Below are 13,155 nucleotides of genomic sequence, written 5' to 3' on the forward strand. Positions count from 1 at the left end.
CTCGTGGAGCCCTACGACTTGGAGTTCTCGTGCACCGCAGAATCATCGCGCCGGGCGCACTCGCGGCGGCCTCCCTCATGCTGGCGATCCCGGCATCGGCGGCAAGCTACTCCCCCGGCGCTCCGGGCATCGGCGACCCCTATTACCCGGCCTACGGCAACGGCGGATACGACGTCTCGCACTACGACCTCAGGCTCCAATACCAGCCCGCCACCGACGAGTTGGCGGGCACGGCGACGATCCTCGCGAAGACCACGCAGGATCTGTCCCGCTTCGACCTCGACTTCCTGCTGGACGTGAGCGAGATCCGGGTCAACGGTGCGGCGGCGACGTTCGCGACCTCCGGCCAGCACGAGCTGGAGATCACCCCGAAGACCCCGCTGCCGAAGGGCACGCCGATCACGGTCGTGGTCCGCTACAGCGGGGTGCCGTCCACGAAGAGCGCGTACGGCTTCAACACCTGGCACCGCACCCCGGACGGCGCGGTCGCGGCGGACGAGCCCGAGTCCGCGTGGTGGTGGTTCCCGAGCAACGACCACCCCAGCGACAAGGCGACCTACGACGTGTCGGTCGCGGTGCCGAACGGCACCCAGGCCATCTCCAACGGCACGCTCCAGTCGACGAGTTCACAACTCGGCTGGACCCGCTACAACTGGCGCCAGAACAAGCCCCAGGCCACCTATCTCGCCACGCTCGCGCTCGGCAAGTTCGACATCACCACCAGCACCTCGGACGGTGGCGTCCCCGTCATCAACGCCTACAGCAAGGACCTCGGCGACAACGACGGGGCGGCGCGGGCGAGCGTCGAGCGCACCGGCGAGATCGTGGACTGGCTGAGCGGCTACTTCGGTCCGTATCCCTTCAGCAACGCCGGCGGGTACGTCCCCAACACGACCACCGGGTACGCGCTGGAGACCCAGAGCCGCGTCTACTACAGCCAGAAGCAGTTCGCGAACGGCGCCAACACCTCTGTCGTGGTGCATGAGTTGGCCCACCAGTGGTACGGCGACGACGTGTCGCTGAAGGGCTGGAAGGACATCTGGATCAACGAGGGCTTCGCGCGGTACGCGCAGTGGCTCTGGTCCGAGCACGAGGGCGAGGGCACGGCGCAGCAACTCGCCGACTACGTCTACGCCTCGCATCCGGCGGACGACGCGTTCTGGACGATCGCGCCGGGTGACCCCGGGCCGGAGGACCAGTTCGAGCTGCCGGTCTACGACCGGGGTGCGCTGGCTATTCAGGCGCTGCGCAACGAGGTTGGTGACGATGCGTTCTTCGCCATTCTGAAGGGGTGGCCGAAGGAGCACGCTTACGGGAACGCGTCCGTCGCGGACTTCCGGGCTTACGCCGAGCAGGTGTCGGGGAAGTCGCTTTCCGCGCTCTTCGACACGTGGTTGTTCCAGCCGACCAAGCCTGCGGCTCCGGCTGCGCGGAGTGCGTCGATCACGAAGGCGGGTGTGGCTCCGGTGCAGCCGAAGTCCTGGAAGAAGATCGCGGCTACGAACGACGTGCACTGAGCGTCTGACGGGTTCGGTGGTGGGGGGCTGCTGGTCTGTTGTGGCTGGTCGCGTCCACGCGGCGGAGCCGCATATTGACACAGCCCCGCGCCCCTGGAGGCGCCCTAGAAGCGCGCTCTCCTGGACGTGTCGAAATCAGCGCCCTTGCCAGAAACCGTGTCCTTGACGAACACGATCCCGTCGGTGTCGGCCAAGTGCGCGGGGTCCAGCGGGGCGTAGCCGTACCAAGGGGAGACGCGAGGGACAGGTGTCGTATCCGCGAGCGCGCCGGCCAGTCGGCGGGTGTCGACGAGGCAACGCTCGTGCGGGAGCGCGTACAGCAGTCCCTCGACGGTGTCCGGTGGCGGGGCGTCCACTCCCTGGTGGGGGATCGTGCCGAGGGCGGTGGCAAGGAAGGCGTACTCCTCTCCGATGCGGGCGGCGACGATCGCACCGGCGCTCCACCACTCCACAGGCAGGCCGCCCATCCGCATCGTGCTCCGGTTCCGCTGGAGGTGACCGTTGTGGGCGTTCACCAGCGTCGGGCTCCGTTCGGCTACGGCGAGCAGGTTGGCGGCCATCATCGAGTCCCGCAGGGCGACCAGTCGTGCCATGCGGCTCGGTGACGGGTCGGCCATCGCGAAGTGGTAGCGCAGCAGCCCGACCGCGGTGCGTCCGTACAGCCGCGCCCGGTGCCACTCGTCCGGTGTGGACGTGGCGACCAGTTGTGGCGTCTGGGCGTCGAGCAGGGCCGTCAAGTCATCGGCGAGCAGGCGGAGTTGCCTGGCGTCGGGCGTCTGCCCCACGGACCGGGACGGGTCCGTCATCGCGGCGCTGTCGGTCCACCGTTCGTCGGCGCCGAGCAGTCCGTCGAGGGTTTCCGCGGTGCAGGGAAGGAGAGCCGCGTCGACCCTGGCGGTGAGGTAGGTGTGGAGTGCGGCGAGGGCCTGCCGGGGGCTCGCGGCGCCGGTGATCTCCAGCGGGCCGTCGAAACCGGCGAACCGCACCCGCTCGGACTCGGACCGGCCGTCGTTGAACGCGCGCATCCAGCGCACCAGTTCGCGGTTGGCCGCGAAGGCGCCCCACTCGTGGCTGAAGCCTCGCTCCATGACCTCGTCGAGGGTTCCCGTGCCCGAGGTGACGTGGTCGTCCACGACCAGGCCCATCAGGCAGTCGCTTTCGAGGGCGATCGTGCGGTAGCCCTCGTGCTCGACGAAGTGACGGAAGAGTTCGTTCCGTATGTCGAGCAGAACGTCCTCGCCGTGGGTGGGCTCACCCAGGGCGAGCAGCCGTGGCCTGGTCGGGAGCAACCTCATGACGGCGGCGGGGTCGACGGCGTGGACGGCAGCTGTGATACCTGGAGTCATACCTTCAACGCTATCGTTGAAGCAACGGTTGAGACTTTTGGTCGACAGTGGCAGGACAGTGGAGCGAAACCCTCAAAGCAGCAGTCGTCTCAGGCCGGTCGACCTGGCGCGCGGGCACGGTCTGTCGACGCAGGCGGTCCGCAACTACGAAGCCGCCGGGGTCCTTCCGGCCGCCGAACGCTCCGCGCACGGCTACCGGACCTACACGCCGCGGCACGCTCGGGCCCTGCACGCGTTTCTCGCGCTCGTGCCCGGACATGGCCACCAGACGGCCACGGCGATCATGCGGGCGGTCAACCGGGACGCCATCGAGGACGCGCTCCGGCTCATCGACGACAGTCATGTGCAGCTGCTCGACGACCGCCGTACCCTCCAGGCGGTCGAAGCCGCGCTCCGTGACCTGCGACCCGTGCCGGAGGAGCGCGGTGACACGTTCGTCGGCCCGCTGGCGAGAAGGCTCGGCATCCGTCCGGCGACCCTGCGCACGTGGGAGCGCGCCGGTCTGGTCCAGCCGCGCCGCGACCCGCGGACGGGCTACCGGGTCTACGGCCCGGTAGACGTACGCGACGCCCTTCTGGTCCACCAGCTCAGACGGGGCGGCCACCTGCTCGAACAGATCGCCCCGTTGATCGCCCAGGTCCGTTCCGCCGGAGGCGTCGCGCCGCTCGAATCGACGCTGCGCGACTGGCGTGCCCGCCTCTCGGCCCGCGGGCGCGCCCTGCTCACCGGCGCCGCCGCGCTGGACGCCTACCTCGGCTGTCCACCGGCGCCCGGAGAGGGCCCGAGCGTCTGTGCCACCGCCTCGTCGAGCACGGTCTAGTGCGGGGTACCGACCGTCGAGGCCTCCGACTCCGCGACCTGGACCAGGAGTTCATCCCGCCCGATCGCGTCGATCTCCGTCGACGGCACCGTGCACGCGTACGCCCCGGCGATCGCGCCGTACCGGGCACACCGCTGCGGGGACTCCCCGTTCAGCCAACCGAAGAGGAAGGCGGAGGCGAAGGCGTCTCCCGCGCCGTTGGAGTCGACGACCGGTCTCCGGGGTGTGGTGGTCGGGATGTGGGTCACCTCGTCGTCGGCCAGCAGATACGCGCCCTCCGCGCCCGCCGTGGCGACGACCAGCTCGGCCCGGCCGCGCTCGGCGATGGCGCGCATGGTGCGCTCGGGGTCTCCGGTCAGGGCGGTGGTGGAGAGGAAGACGATGTCGGCGGCGTGGGCGAACTCCGCCTGGTACGGGTTCTCGCCGTCCCAGTTGTGCAGGTCCGTCGAGATCGTCGTGCCGGACTCACGCAACAGCGGCAGGGCGTGGGCGCAGGGCTGGGTGATGGAGACGTGGGTGTGGCGGCTCGCCGTGGCGAGGGCGCGGACCGTGGGTTCCGGGAGGCGGTCGTCGGGGTGGGCGCGGGTCGCGTCGTAGAGGGAGAGGCGTCGGCCGTCGGGGCCCACGAGGTTGACCGCGCGCTTGGTGCCGGCGGGCTGCGGGACCTCGGTGAGCGGGATGGCGCGGTCGCGGTGCAGCGCGCGGACCAGGTCGCCCTCGGGGTCGGCGCCGAGCATGTCGAGGTGGTGGGTGCGCAGGCCCAGCGCGCTCAGGCCGAGGGCGACGAAGTCGCCGGTCTGGCCGGCGCGGGTGCGGATGCCGGGGTCGATCATGTAGCTGTCGGCGTACGGGAGCGGCAGTTCGGGGACGTGGACGATGGTGTCGACTCCGGCGCCGCCGAGGACGAGGACGTCGATGTCACGGCTCATGACTCTCCCTGTCGGATGCGAGCAGCGAGTCAAGCAGGCGGCCACGATCACCGCAAGAGCTTGCGCAAGATTCAGCAACTCCTTTCAGGATGGGGCGAGTTGGGTCCGGTCAGTGTGAGGCGAGTCGGGTCCGGCGGTTCAGTCCCCGTGGTCGTACACCGTCACCGCGATCCCCCGCCGCACCAGCCGCTCGGTGATCAGCGGTTCGACCCGTGACCACTTGCCACCCGCGAGGCCGCACCCGATGCGGGGCATGTGCACGGACGCGCCGAGATCTGCCACGCGGTCGGCCAGCAGGCCCAGCGCCGTGTCGATCGCCTCGTAGCGCACAGGGACGCCCTTGCTGCCGGTGCGTATGCCGCGCTGGCCGATCATGTTGGCGACCCACACATGGCGCTCCACCTGGACGAGTTGGACCGCTCCCAGGCCGAAGTCGTTGGCCGCGCGGTCCCGGTGCCAGGACCGGTACGCCTTCTCCGGTTCCGGCCAGCGGTGTGACAGCGCCAGTACGAAGCCCTTCCCCCAGCCCCCGATGTCGTTGCAGACATGCGCGATCACCTTGACGCCCTTGACCGACGGAACGGTCGCGTCACCTCGGACATAGTCGATCTCCCCCATGACACCCACCGTAGGCGGCACCACTGACAACGGGCCTTGCGCGGTTTCACAGTGTTGGTGAGACAGCGATACTGCTGCGTATGACCACCGACGCCGAGACTGATAGCGATGCCGATGCCGACGAGCCGACGCTCACGATCGACGAACTGGCCGCGCGGGCCGGTACGACGGTCCGTACGGTCCGGTTCTACAGCACCAAGGGGCTGCTCCCGCCGCCGGTGATCGGGGCGCGGCGGGTCGGGCACTACGGGCCGGAGCATCTGTCGCGGCTCGCACTGATCGAGGAGTTGCGGCACCAGGGCATGACACTGGCCGCGATCGAGCGCTACCTGGGGCAGCTGCCGCCGGACCTCAGCGCGCACGACCTCGCGATCCACCGCGCGGTGGTGGCCTCGTGGGCGCCGGACACGGTGGAGACCCTGGACCGGCGGGAGTTGGAGCGGCGGGCGGGCCGGGCGCTGAGCGAGGAGGACGTGGAGCGGCTCGTCGCGATGGGCGTGGCCGGGCTCGACGGGGCCTCCTACCGCGTCGACTCCGGGCTGCTGCGGCTCGGCGTGCGGCTGCTCGACGTACCGGTGTCGCAGGAGGCGATCCTCGCGTCCCGGAGCGTGCTGATCGAGCATTCCCGCGCGGCGGCCCACGAGTTGTCACAGGTGTTCCGCGGGGAGGTCTCCCAACGGGCCACGCAGGACGTGAAGTCGCTGTCCGCGCACATGCAACCCCTGGTCGTGCAAGCCCTTCTGACGACCTTTCAGCGGTCGTTGCGGGAGGAGCTCCGTGAGTGGCTCAAGGGGGCGGAGGAGTCGCGGGAGTCAGAGGAAGGCTGAGCCGCCCGACACGTTCAGCGTCTGCCCGGTCAGGAACCCGCTGCCCTCGTCGACGACGTACAGCAGCGTCGAGATCAGGTCCGACGGCTCCTGCGTGCGGGGGACGACCTGACCGTCCCGTACGTGCTCGAAGCCACCGTCCGCGCCGACCGTCCGCTCGGCCGTCCCGGTGCGCACCATGCTCGGCGCGATCGCGTTGACGGTGATGTCGTACGGCCCGAGCGCCGCGGCGAGTGACCTGGTGAAGCCGATCAGGCCCATCTTCGAGGCGACGTACGGCACCATCGTGGGCGGTGCGGTGAGGACGGCCGCGGAGACGATGTTGACGACACGGCCCCAGCCGGCGGCCTTCAGATACGGCAGGACCGCGCGGGTCAGCAGGAACGGGGCCTCCAGGTTGACGCGCATGATCCGGCGCCATTCCGCGGGTGTGATCTCCTCGAAGGGGCACGACGGGTAGACACCGGCGTTGTTGACGAGGATGTGCAGGGTGCCGAACCGCTCGACGACGCGTTCCAACGCCCCCTGGATCTGGCCCTCGTCGGTGACGTCGCCGATCAACTCCACGTAGTCCGGCACCTTTTCGGCGGTCTCCGGCTGCGCGACGAGGTCGAGTCCGGCGACCCGGTGGCCGTGCCCGGCGAGCGCGACGGCGAACTCCTGCCCGAGGCCCTGTGCCGCTCCGGTCACCAGGGCGGTACGTGTCTCCATGGGGCGAGTGTGACGACCCGTCACATGCACGGCAAGAGCGCATTTCACTCGCTGAAACGCCCTTGTTGCCGCCCGCGTCGGGTGAGCCCACGCTGCGGGGCGACACCAGCACCAGCCGTGATTACGGGAGCCGTGCCCGATGACCGAGACCGAGCGTGCCGTGGACGACGCCGAGCGCGCCCGCGAACAGGGCGGCGGGCAGGGCCGGTTGGTGATCGTCAGGCGTCGACTCGGGCCGCGTCCGCGCCGGTTGGTCCGGGACGAGTTCGGTGTGCTGCTCGTGCTGGGGCTGCTGATCGCCGGGATCGGCATCCCGTACCCGGACTTCCTGGGCACGAACAACCTCCTGTCCACGGCCCACAACTCCGTCTACATCTCGCTGATGGCGTGCGGCATGGTCTTCGCGCTGTCGATGCGCGAGGTCGATCTGTCCGTCGGCGGGACCTACGCGATGTGCCTGGTCGTCGGGGCGTTGCTGATCCGGGACGGCACCCCGCCCTGGCTCGCGGTGCCGGTGATGCTGGTCACCGGGATCGGGCTGGGGGTGTTCAACGCGCTGGTGACGACGCTGCTGGCGCTGCCGTCGTTCATCGTGACGCTGGGCACGCTGATGCTCTTCCGAGGTGTCGGGCTGGCGCTGGCCGACGGCAGGCAGATCACCGATCTCCCCCTGGACAACTCGTTCTTCACCTTCGCGGGCGGCGATCCGGGCGGGGTGCCGTTCGCGCTGTGGGTGCTGCTCGCGGTGATCGTCGTGCTGGCGGTCGTGCTGTCCCGGACGCGCTTCGGGGCCCGGGTGCGGGCGATCGGGTCCAACCCCGACGCCGCCGCGTTCAGCGGCATCCCGGTCGTCCGCACCCGCGTCCAGGCCCTCGCCCTCTCCGGGCTCACCACCGCGTGCGCCGCCGTCCTCGCGCTCGCCTTCTACGGCGCCGGGGACCCGACTCTGGGCCAGGGCTACGAGTTGCAGGCGATCGCCGCGTGCATCATCGGCGGCACTCCGCTGGCCGGGGGCCGCGGCTCGGTGGTCGGGGCGGTGGCCGGGGCGATGATCCTGTCGGTCGTCGCCTCCGGCCTGGTGTTCTTCGAAGTACCCATCAACTGGACGTCGTTCGCGACCGGCGGGGTGATCCTCGTCGCCGTCGCGGCCGACAGCGCGCTGCGCCGCACCGGACGCCGTCGCAGGTGAAGCCACCCCGTCGTCCAGGTCGCCCCGCGTTCAAGTCCCCCTGTGGTCCAGCCCTTTGGAGGCCGTGATGCACCCCCGTTCGCGTACCTGGTCCGCGGCGCTCGGCGCCCTGGTCCTGCTGGCCACCGCAGGCTGCGGCAGCGGTTCCGGCGGCGGCGACGGCAGGCTGAAGATGGGGATCTCGGTCGCCAACATCTCCCTGAACTTCGCCCACGAGATGGTGCTGGGCGCGGAGAGCGCCGCGAGCCACGCGGGCAAGGTCGACTTCAAGGCCGTAGGACCGCCCAACACGGACGGGCCCGCCGAGGTCCAGCTGTTCCAGAACCTCACCGCCGTCGCCAAGGACGGCATCGTCCTGGAGAACCTCGACCCGCCGATCTTCACCCGGCCCGCCGCACGCGCCGTAGACCAGGGCATCCCGATCGTCGCCCTGGACACCTCCCCCACCGACGGCAGCAAGGTCAACTTCTATGTGGGGAACGACAATTACGCGCTCGGTGAGCTGATGGCGAAGGAGGCGCTGAAGCGGCTCGGCAGCAGCCCGAAGGGCCAGATCGTGATCGGCGTGCCCAACCCGGGGACGCCCGTGCTCGACAACCGGGCCAAGGGCATCTCCGACACGTTCAGGAAGGAGGCGCCCGGCGTCAAGGTCCTCGGCCCCTTCCAGACGTACAGCGATCCCGGCCAGAACTACAGCGCCTGGTCCGCGCAGGTGAACGCGCACCCGGACGCGCTCGCCTTCCTCGGCGTCGGCGACGCCGACAGCTACAACCTCGCCAAGATCAAGAAGGCCGAGCACGGGAAGTGGCTGACGGCCGGCTTCGACGTCGACCCGAAGACCCTGGACGCGGTGAAGGACGGCTCCAACTTCGTGACCATCGACCCGCAGCACTTCCTGAAGGGTTATCTGTCCACGGCGATGCTGATCGAGGCCGTGCGCGACAAGAAGGGGAAGCTTCCGGACGGTTGGTTCCTGTCGCCCGGCGGGGTCGTCGACTCCTCGAACATCGACGAGATCATCGCCCGGCAGAAGTCGGCGCGGGCGGCGTACGACTGGTACAAGCCGACGATCGACAAACTGCTCGGCGACGAGGCGGCCGACCTCAAGCCGCTGAAGGACGCGCGCTGACATGGCTCACGACGACATCCTCGTGGCGGATGAGCTGGTCAAGTCCTATGGCGGGGTAAGGGCGTTGGACGGTGCGTCGATCCGGCTGCGCGGCGGTGAGGTGCACGCGCTGGTCGGTGAGAACGGTGCCGGGAAGTCGACGCTGGTACGCATCCTGTCGGGGATGCTGACGGCGGACGGCGGGACGGTGCGGTCGGCCGGGGACACCCGGATCGCCGTCGTCTCCCAGGAGTTGAGCCTCTTCCCGGACCTCACCGTGCGGGAGAACCTCTTCCCGCAGCACCCGCCCCGGCGCCTGGGCCTGTTGGACCGGAGCGCCATGGACCGGGCGGCCCGACCGGTCCTCGCGGAACTCGGCCTGGACGTGGACCTCCGTACGGAACTGGGCGAACTGCCCCTCGCGGAGCAGCAGTTGACGGAGATCGCGCGCGCTCTGCTCCGACGGCCCAAGCTGCTGATCCTCGACGAGCCCACGTCGGCCCTGCCGGCCGCCGCCGTCGACCGTCTCGCCCCTGTCCTGCGCGCGCTGACCGACCGGGGCATCGCCGTCCTGTACGTCTCCCACTTCCTGGACGAGGTGATGCGCTTCGCGCGGCGCGTGACGGTCCTGCGGGACGGGCGGGTCGTCCTGGCGGGTGTGGAGCGGGCCGAGGTCGATGTGCCGGAGCTGGTGTCGGCGATGCTGGGCGGCCGGCCGGAGCAACCGCCGCGCCGGGTACGGTCCTTGGCGGACCGGCCGCCGCCCGTGGTGCTGTCCCGGGTGAGCGTCGACGGGCGGCTGACCGACGTGACCTTCACCGTGCGGGCGGGTGAGGTGGTCGGGGTCGCCGGGCTGCAAGGGGCGGGCCATCTCGACGCGTTGGCGGTGGTGTGCGGGCGTACGGCGATCTCCGCGGGCCGGGTGGACGTAGGCGGCCGGGGGTTGCCGCGCTCGCTGCGGGGCGCGGTGCGCGCGGGCGTCGCCTTCGTGCCGAGCGACCGCAAACGGTACGGGCTGATGGTGGACCGTACGGTGTGGGAGAACACCACGGCCGTCAGCTGGCTGGCGTTGGGCCGGGGCGGGATCGCCCCCTCCCGTTCCGAACTCGTGCGCCGCACGGTCGACTTGACCGAGCGGCTGCGGCTGGGCGGTGGGCCGTACGACCTGGTCGCCCGGCTGTCGGGCGGCAACCAGCAGAAGGTCGTCTTCGCCAAGTGGCTCGCGACCGAGCCGAAGATCGTCGTGCTGGACGATCCGACCCGGGGTGTCGACGTCGGCGTACGCGCCGAGATGCACCGCATCGTGGGCGAGTCGGCGGCGGGCGGCGCGGCCGTCCTGATCGCGTCGACCGACCTCGCGGAGCTGACGGAGGTGTGTGACCGGGTGCTGGTGTTCGTGCGCGGGCGGGTCACCGAGGAGGTGCGCGGGGAGCGGTTGACCGAGCACGGGCTGGCGGTGGCGATGCAGCGGACGAACGGGGCGGGAGGCGCGGGAGGCGGGGCCGACTCCCCTGCCGGCCGCTGAACTTCGGCCCCGTGCCCGTCAGTCGGAGAGCATGCGCGTGATCGCCCGCGCCGCCGCGCACAGGCGTGCCCCGATGCGGTCCACGTCCAGGCGACGGGTACCGCCGGTGACGGAGATCGCGGCGATCGGGCCGAGGCCGCGGTCAGGGGCGTAGACGGGGGCCGCGACCGCCGAGATGCCGATCTCGGCCTCCTCCAGGTTCACGCCGTAGCCGCGGGCCCGGGTCAGGGCGAGGTCGCGGGCGAGTTGGCCGGGGAGGACCAGGGTGCGCGGGGTGAGGCGGGGCAGGGTGCGGCGGGGCGGGCGCGGGTCCTGCGCGAGGAAGACCTTGCCGGTGGCGGTGCAGTGGGCGGGGAGGCGGCCGCCGGTGCGGGAGACGATCGGGGTGGCACGGCGGCCGGTGATCTTCTCCAGGAAGAGGGTGTCGGTGCCGTCCGGGACGGCCAGGTGGACGTTCTCGTGGGTCGCCTCGTGCAGATCGCCCAGATAGGGCAGCGCCACCGTGCGCAACTCCCGTACGGACGGCGCTGATTGGCCGAGGACGAAGAGGGCGAGCCCGATGCGGTAGCTGCCTTCGGGGGTTCGGTCCACCAGGCCGAGCCGGGCCAGTTCGCCGATGAGTCGGTATGCCGTCGGCTTGGGCAGCCCGGTGCGCAGGGCCAGTTCGGCGAGGGAGAGCGCGGTCTCGGCATCGCCGCAGGCGCGCAGCAGCAACACCCCGCGCGCGAGTACCGACTTCGGCAGCGGCCCGTCCGTCATGGACCGATGGTGGTCGCTGTCGCACACGGGTGACAAGGTGTCGGTGACGGTGAGTCAGGAACCGCAATCGAAGCGGTACCTCGTCAAGGTCACTGCGTCACGACGGTCGAAGCGGTACGTCCACGAGCAACGGCCGGGTCAACTCCTCGGCCCCGGCGACCAGTTCACGCAGATGGTCGGCGCTGTCCGCCCGGACGGCGTCGACCCCGAAGAACCGCGCCGCCCGGGTGAAGTCCAGCGCCCCCAGTTCGGTTCCGGGGCACCTGCCCTGGCCGCCCATCGCCTCGTAGGTGTCCTGAAGCGTGCGGTAACTCCCGTTGCCCATCACCACGAACAGCACGGGAACCTGCTGCCGCGCCGCGCTCCACAGCCCCTGGAGTCCGAACAGGGCGCAGCCGTCCCCGAGGACCGAGACGACGGGTCGCCCGGGTTCGGCGAGCGAGCGGCCGACGGCGGCGCCGATGCCCCAGCCCAGGCCGCCGCCGACGGTGTGGGTGTAGCTGCCGGGACGGTCGAGCCGTAGCAGCCGGCGGAGCAACAGGCCCACGGTGATGGCCTCTTCGACGACCACGGCGTCCGGCGGCAGGCCGCGCGCGACGGCGTGGGCGGCGGCCCAGGGAGCGAGCGGTGCCGCCGAGTAGACGGCGCGGGCGGCGGACTCGGCGCGGTCCCGTTCGGCGGTGTGCCGTTCACCGGCGCGCAGCATGCGGGCCTTGGCGGTGTGGTCGGGCACCTGCTCGCGCAGCAGCTCGGCAAGTCGGTGGAGCGAGGGGGCCAGCGCGCCCACCAGCCCTGCGTCGGCGGGGAAGTTGCGGCCGATCTCATCGGCGTCCGAGTCGAGTTGGACGACGGTGATGCCGGGCGGCAGGGCGGGCCCGGGGCTGTAGTGGTGCGGTGTGAAGGCGTGGGCTCCGACGATGAGGACGGTGTCGTACACCGAGAGCGTGTCCCGGATCGCGTCGTGGCGGGGTGGCAGCATCCCGGCGTAAAGGGGGTGCGTGGCAGGGAAGTTGAGACAGTCCGCCATCGGCTGGTGATGGACCGTCGCCCCGCAGGCCTCCGCCGTGCGGACGAGCGCGGCCACCGCGTCCTCGCGGCCCACTCCGTCCCCGGCGACGATCACGGGGCGCGCGGCACCGCCGAGCAGTACGGCGGCCCGGTCGAGCCCTGCGGCCGGCCCCTGTCGGGGCGGGGCGGTGCGGGCGGGGACCTCGACCTCGGTGTCCTCGGCGAGCAGGTCCATGGGGAGGGACAGGAACACCGGCCCGGCGGGCGGCCGTTGGGACTGCGCGAAGGCGCGGCGCAGGGCGAGGGGCAGGTCGCGGGCGTGCTGGATGTCGTACGTGGCCTTCACCGCGGGCTTCGCGAGGCCGAGCAGGTCACCGGAGAGCATGGGGTCCTGCTGGAGGTGGCGGCGGTCCTGCTGGCCGGCCGTGACGACGAGCGGGATGCGTGAACGGCGGGCGTTGAGAAGGCCGATGAGGCCGTTGGCGAGTCCGGCGGCGATGTGCAGGCTGACGAACGCGGGGCGGCCGGTGCCGCGCGCGTAGCCGTCGGCCATGGAGACGACCGCGCCCTCGTGGACGCCGAGGACGTACTCGGGGGCGTCCTCGGCCTCCGACAGGGCTGCCAGGAACGGGAGTTCGGTGGTGCCGGGGTTGCCGAAGATCCGGTCCACGCCCTCGTCGCGCAGGATGTCGAGGAAGGCGAGGGCGGGACGGTATCCCATGGGGGCTCCTCGGGGGACGGGACCGGTGACCGGTTCGCCGGTCAGCGTCGGGGTCCCGTCCCCACGAGGGCAAGGGC

12 protein-coding genes are annotated in these 13,155 nt (G+C 71.0%); 6 read left to right on the plus strand and 6 right to left on the minus strand.

Going from position 1 to position 13,155, the window contains the following annotated elements:
- The first annotated feature begins 29 nt into the window (after positions 1-29).
- Positions 30-1,517: a M1 family metallopeptidase gene (locus tag OG194_RS06375; protein WP_327399860.1), complete on the plus strand. Its 1,488-nt coding sequence runs from the start codon at positions 30-32 to the stop codon at positions 1,515-1,517.
- A 104-nt stretch (positions 1,518-1,621) separates the two neighbouring features.
- On the opposite strand, the gene OG194_RS06380 is transcribed toward OG194_RS06375, so the two are convergent.
- A complete protein-coding gene (locus OG194_RS06380; protein ID WP_327399861.1) occupies positions 1,622-2,863 on the minus strand; it encodes an erythromycin esterase family protein in 1,242 nt (413 codons plus the stop codon).
- A gap of 58 nt (positions 2,864-2,921) precedes the next feature.
- Here OG194_RS06380 and OG194_RS06385 point away from each other — a divergent pair, with 58 nt between their 5' ends.
- A complete protein-coding gene (locus OG194_RS06385) occupies positions 2,922-3,683 on the plus strand; it encodes a TioE family transcriptional regulator (RefSeq protein ID WP_327399862.1) in 762 nt (253 codons plus the stop codon).
- Here OG194_RS06385 and OG194_RS06390 read toward each other — a convergent pair.
- Together OG194_RS06390 and OG194_RS06395 are read right to left on the minus strand one after the other, a co-directional pair.
- Entirely contained in the window at positions 3,680-4,612 is a 933-nt protein-coding gene (locus OG194_RS06390; protein ID WP_327399863.1) for an adenosine kinase, read from the minus strand. The two genes, OG194_RS06385 and OG194_RS06390, sit on opposite strands and share 4 nt — an antisense overlap.
- A 138-nt stretch (positions 4,613-4,750) precedes the next feature.
- Positions 4,751-5,230: a macro domain-containing protein gene (locus OG194_RS06395; protein WP_327399864.1), complete on the minus strand. Its 480-nt coding sequence runs from the start codon at positions 5,228-5,230 to the stop codon at positions 4,751-4,753.
- A gap of 80 nt (positions 5,231-5,310) precedes the next feature.
- Between OG194_RS06395 and OG194_RS06400 the strand changes: the two genes are divergently transcribed.
- Complete coding sequence (locus tag OG194_RS06400; protein WP_327399865.1) at positions 5,311-6,057, plus strand: MerR family transcriptional regulator; 747 nt, start codon at positions 5,311-5,313, stop codon at positions 6,055-6,057.
- Here OG194_RS06400 and OG194_RS06405 read toward each other — a convergent pair.
- Positions 6,043-6,768: an SDR family NAD(P)-dependent oxidoreductase gene (locus tag OG194_RS06405; protein WP_327399866.1), complete on the minus strand. Its 726-nt coding sequence runs from the start codon at positions 6,766-6,768 to the stop codon at positions 6,043-6,045. The two genes, OG194_RS06400 and OG194_RS06405, sit on opposite strands and share 15 nt — an antisense overlap.
- A gap of 139 nt (positions 6,769-6,907) precedes the next feature.
- On the opposite strand from OG194_RS06405, the gene OG194_RS06410 reads away from it, so the two are divergent.
- The 3 genes from OG194_RS06410 (at position 6,908) to OG194_RS06420 (ending at position 10,590) form a co-directional block, all read left to right on the plus strand.
- Entirely contained in the window at positions 6,908-7,957 is a 1,050-nt protein-coding gene (locus OG194_RS06410; RefSeq protein WP_327399867.1) for an ABC transporter permease, read from the plus strand.
- 67 nt (positions 7,958-8,024) lie between these two features.
- Positions 8,025-9,086: a sugar ABC transporter substrate-binding protein gene (locus OG194_RS06415; protein ID WP_327399868.1), complete on the plus strand. Its 1,062-nt coding sequence runs from the start codon at positions 8,025-8,027 to the stop codon at positions 9,084-9,086.
- 1 nt (position 9,087) lies between these two features.
- Positions 9,088-10,590, plus strand: a complete 1,503-nt coding sequence (locus OG194_RS06420; protein ID WP_327399869.1) for a sugar ABC transporter ATP-binding protein — start codon at positions 9,088-9,090, stop codon at positions 10,588-10,590.
- Positions 10,591-10,608: 18 nt separating this feature from the next.
- Here the strand turns inward: OG194_RS06420 and OG194_RS06425 are convergent, their stop codons facing one another.
- On the minus strand, positions 10,609-11,349 hold the full coding sequence (locus OG194_RS06425) for an IclR family transcriptional regulator (RefSeq protein ID WP_327399870.1): 741 nt from the start codon (positions 11,347-11,349) through the stop codon (positions 10,609-10,611).
- A gap of 97 nt (positions 11,350-11,446) precedes the next feature.
- On the minus strand, positions 11,447-13,078 hold the full coding sequence (locus OG194_RS06430) for a thiamine pyrophosphate-binding protein (protein WP_327399871.1): 1,632 nt from the start codon (positions 13,076-13,078) through the stop codon (positions 11,447-11,449).
- Positions 13,079-13,155: the final 77 nt, after the last annotated feature.

It is taken from the genome of Streptomyces sp. NBC_01288 (assembly GCF_035982055.1).
In the GTDB taxonomy this organism is placed as follows: domain Bacteria; phylum Actinomycetota; class Actinomycetes; order Streptomycetales; family Streptomycetaceae; genus Streptomyces.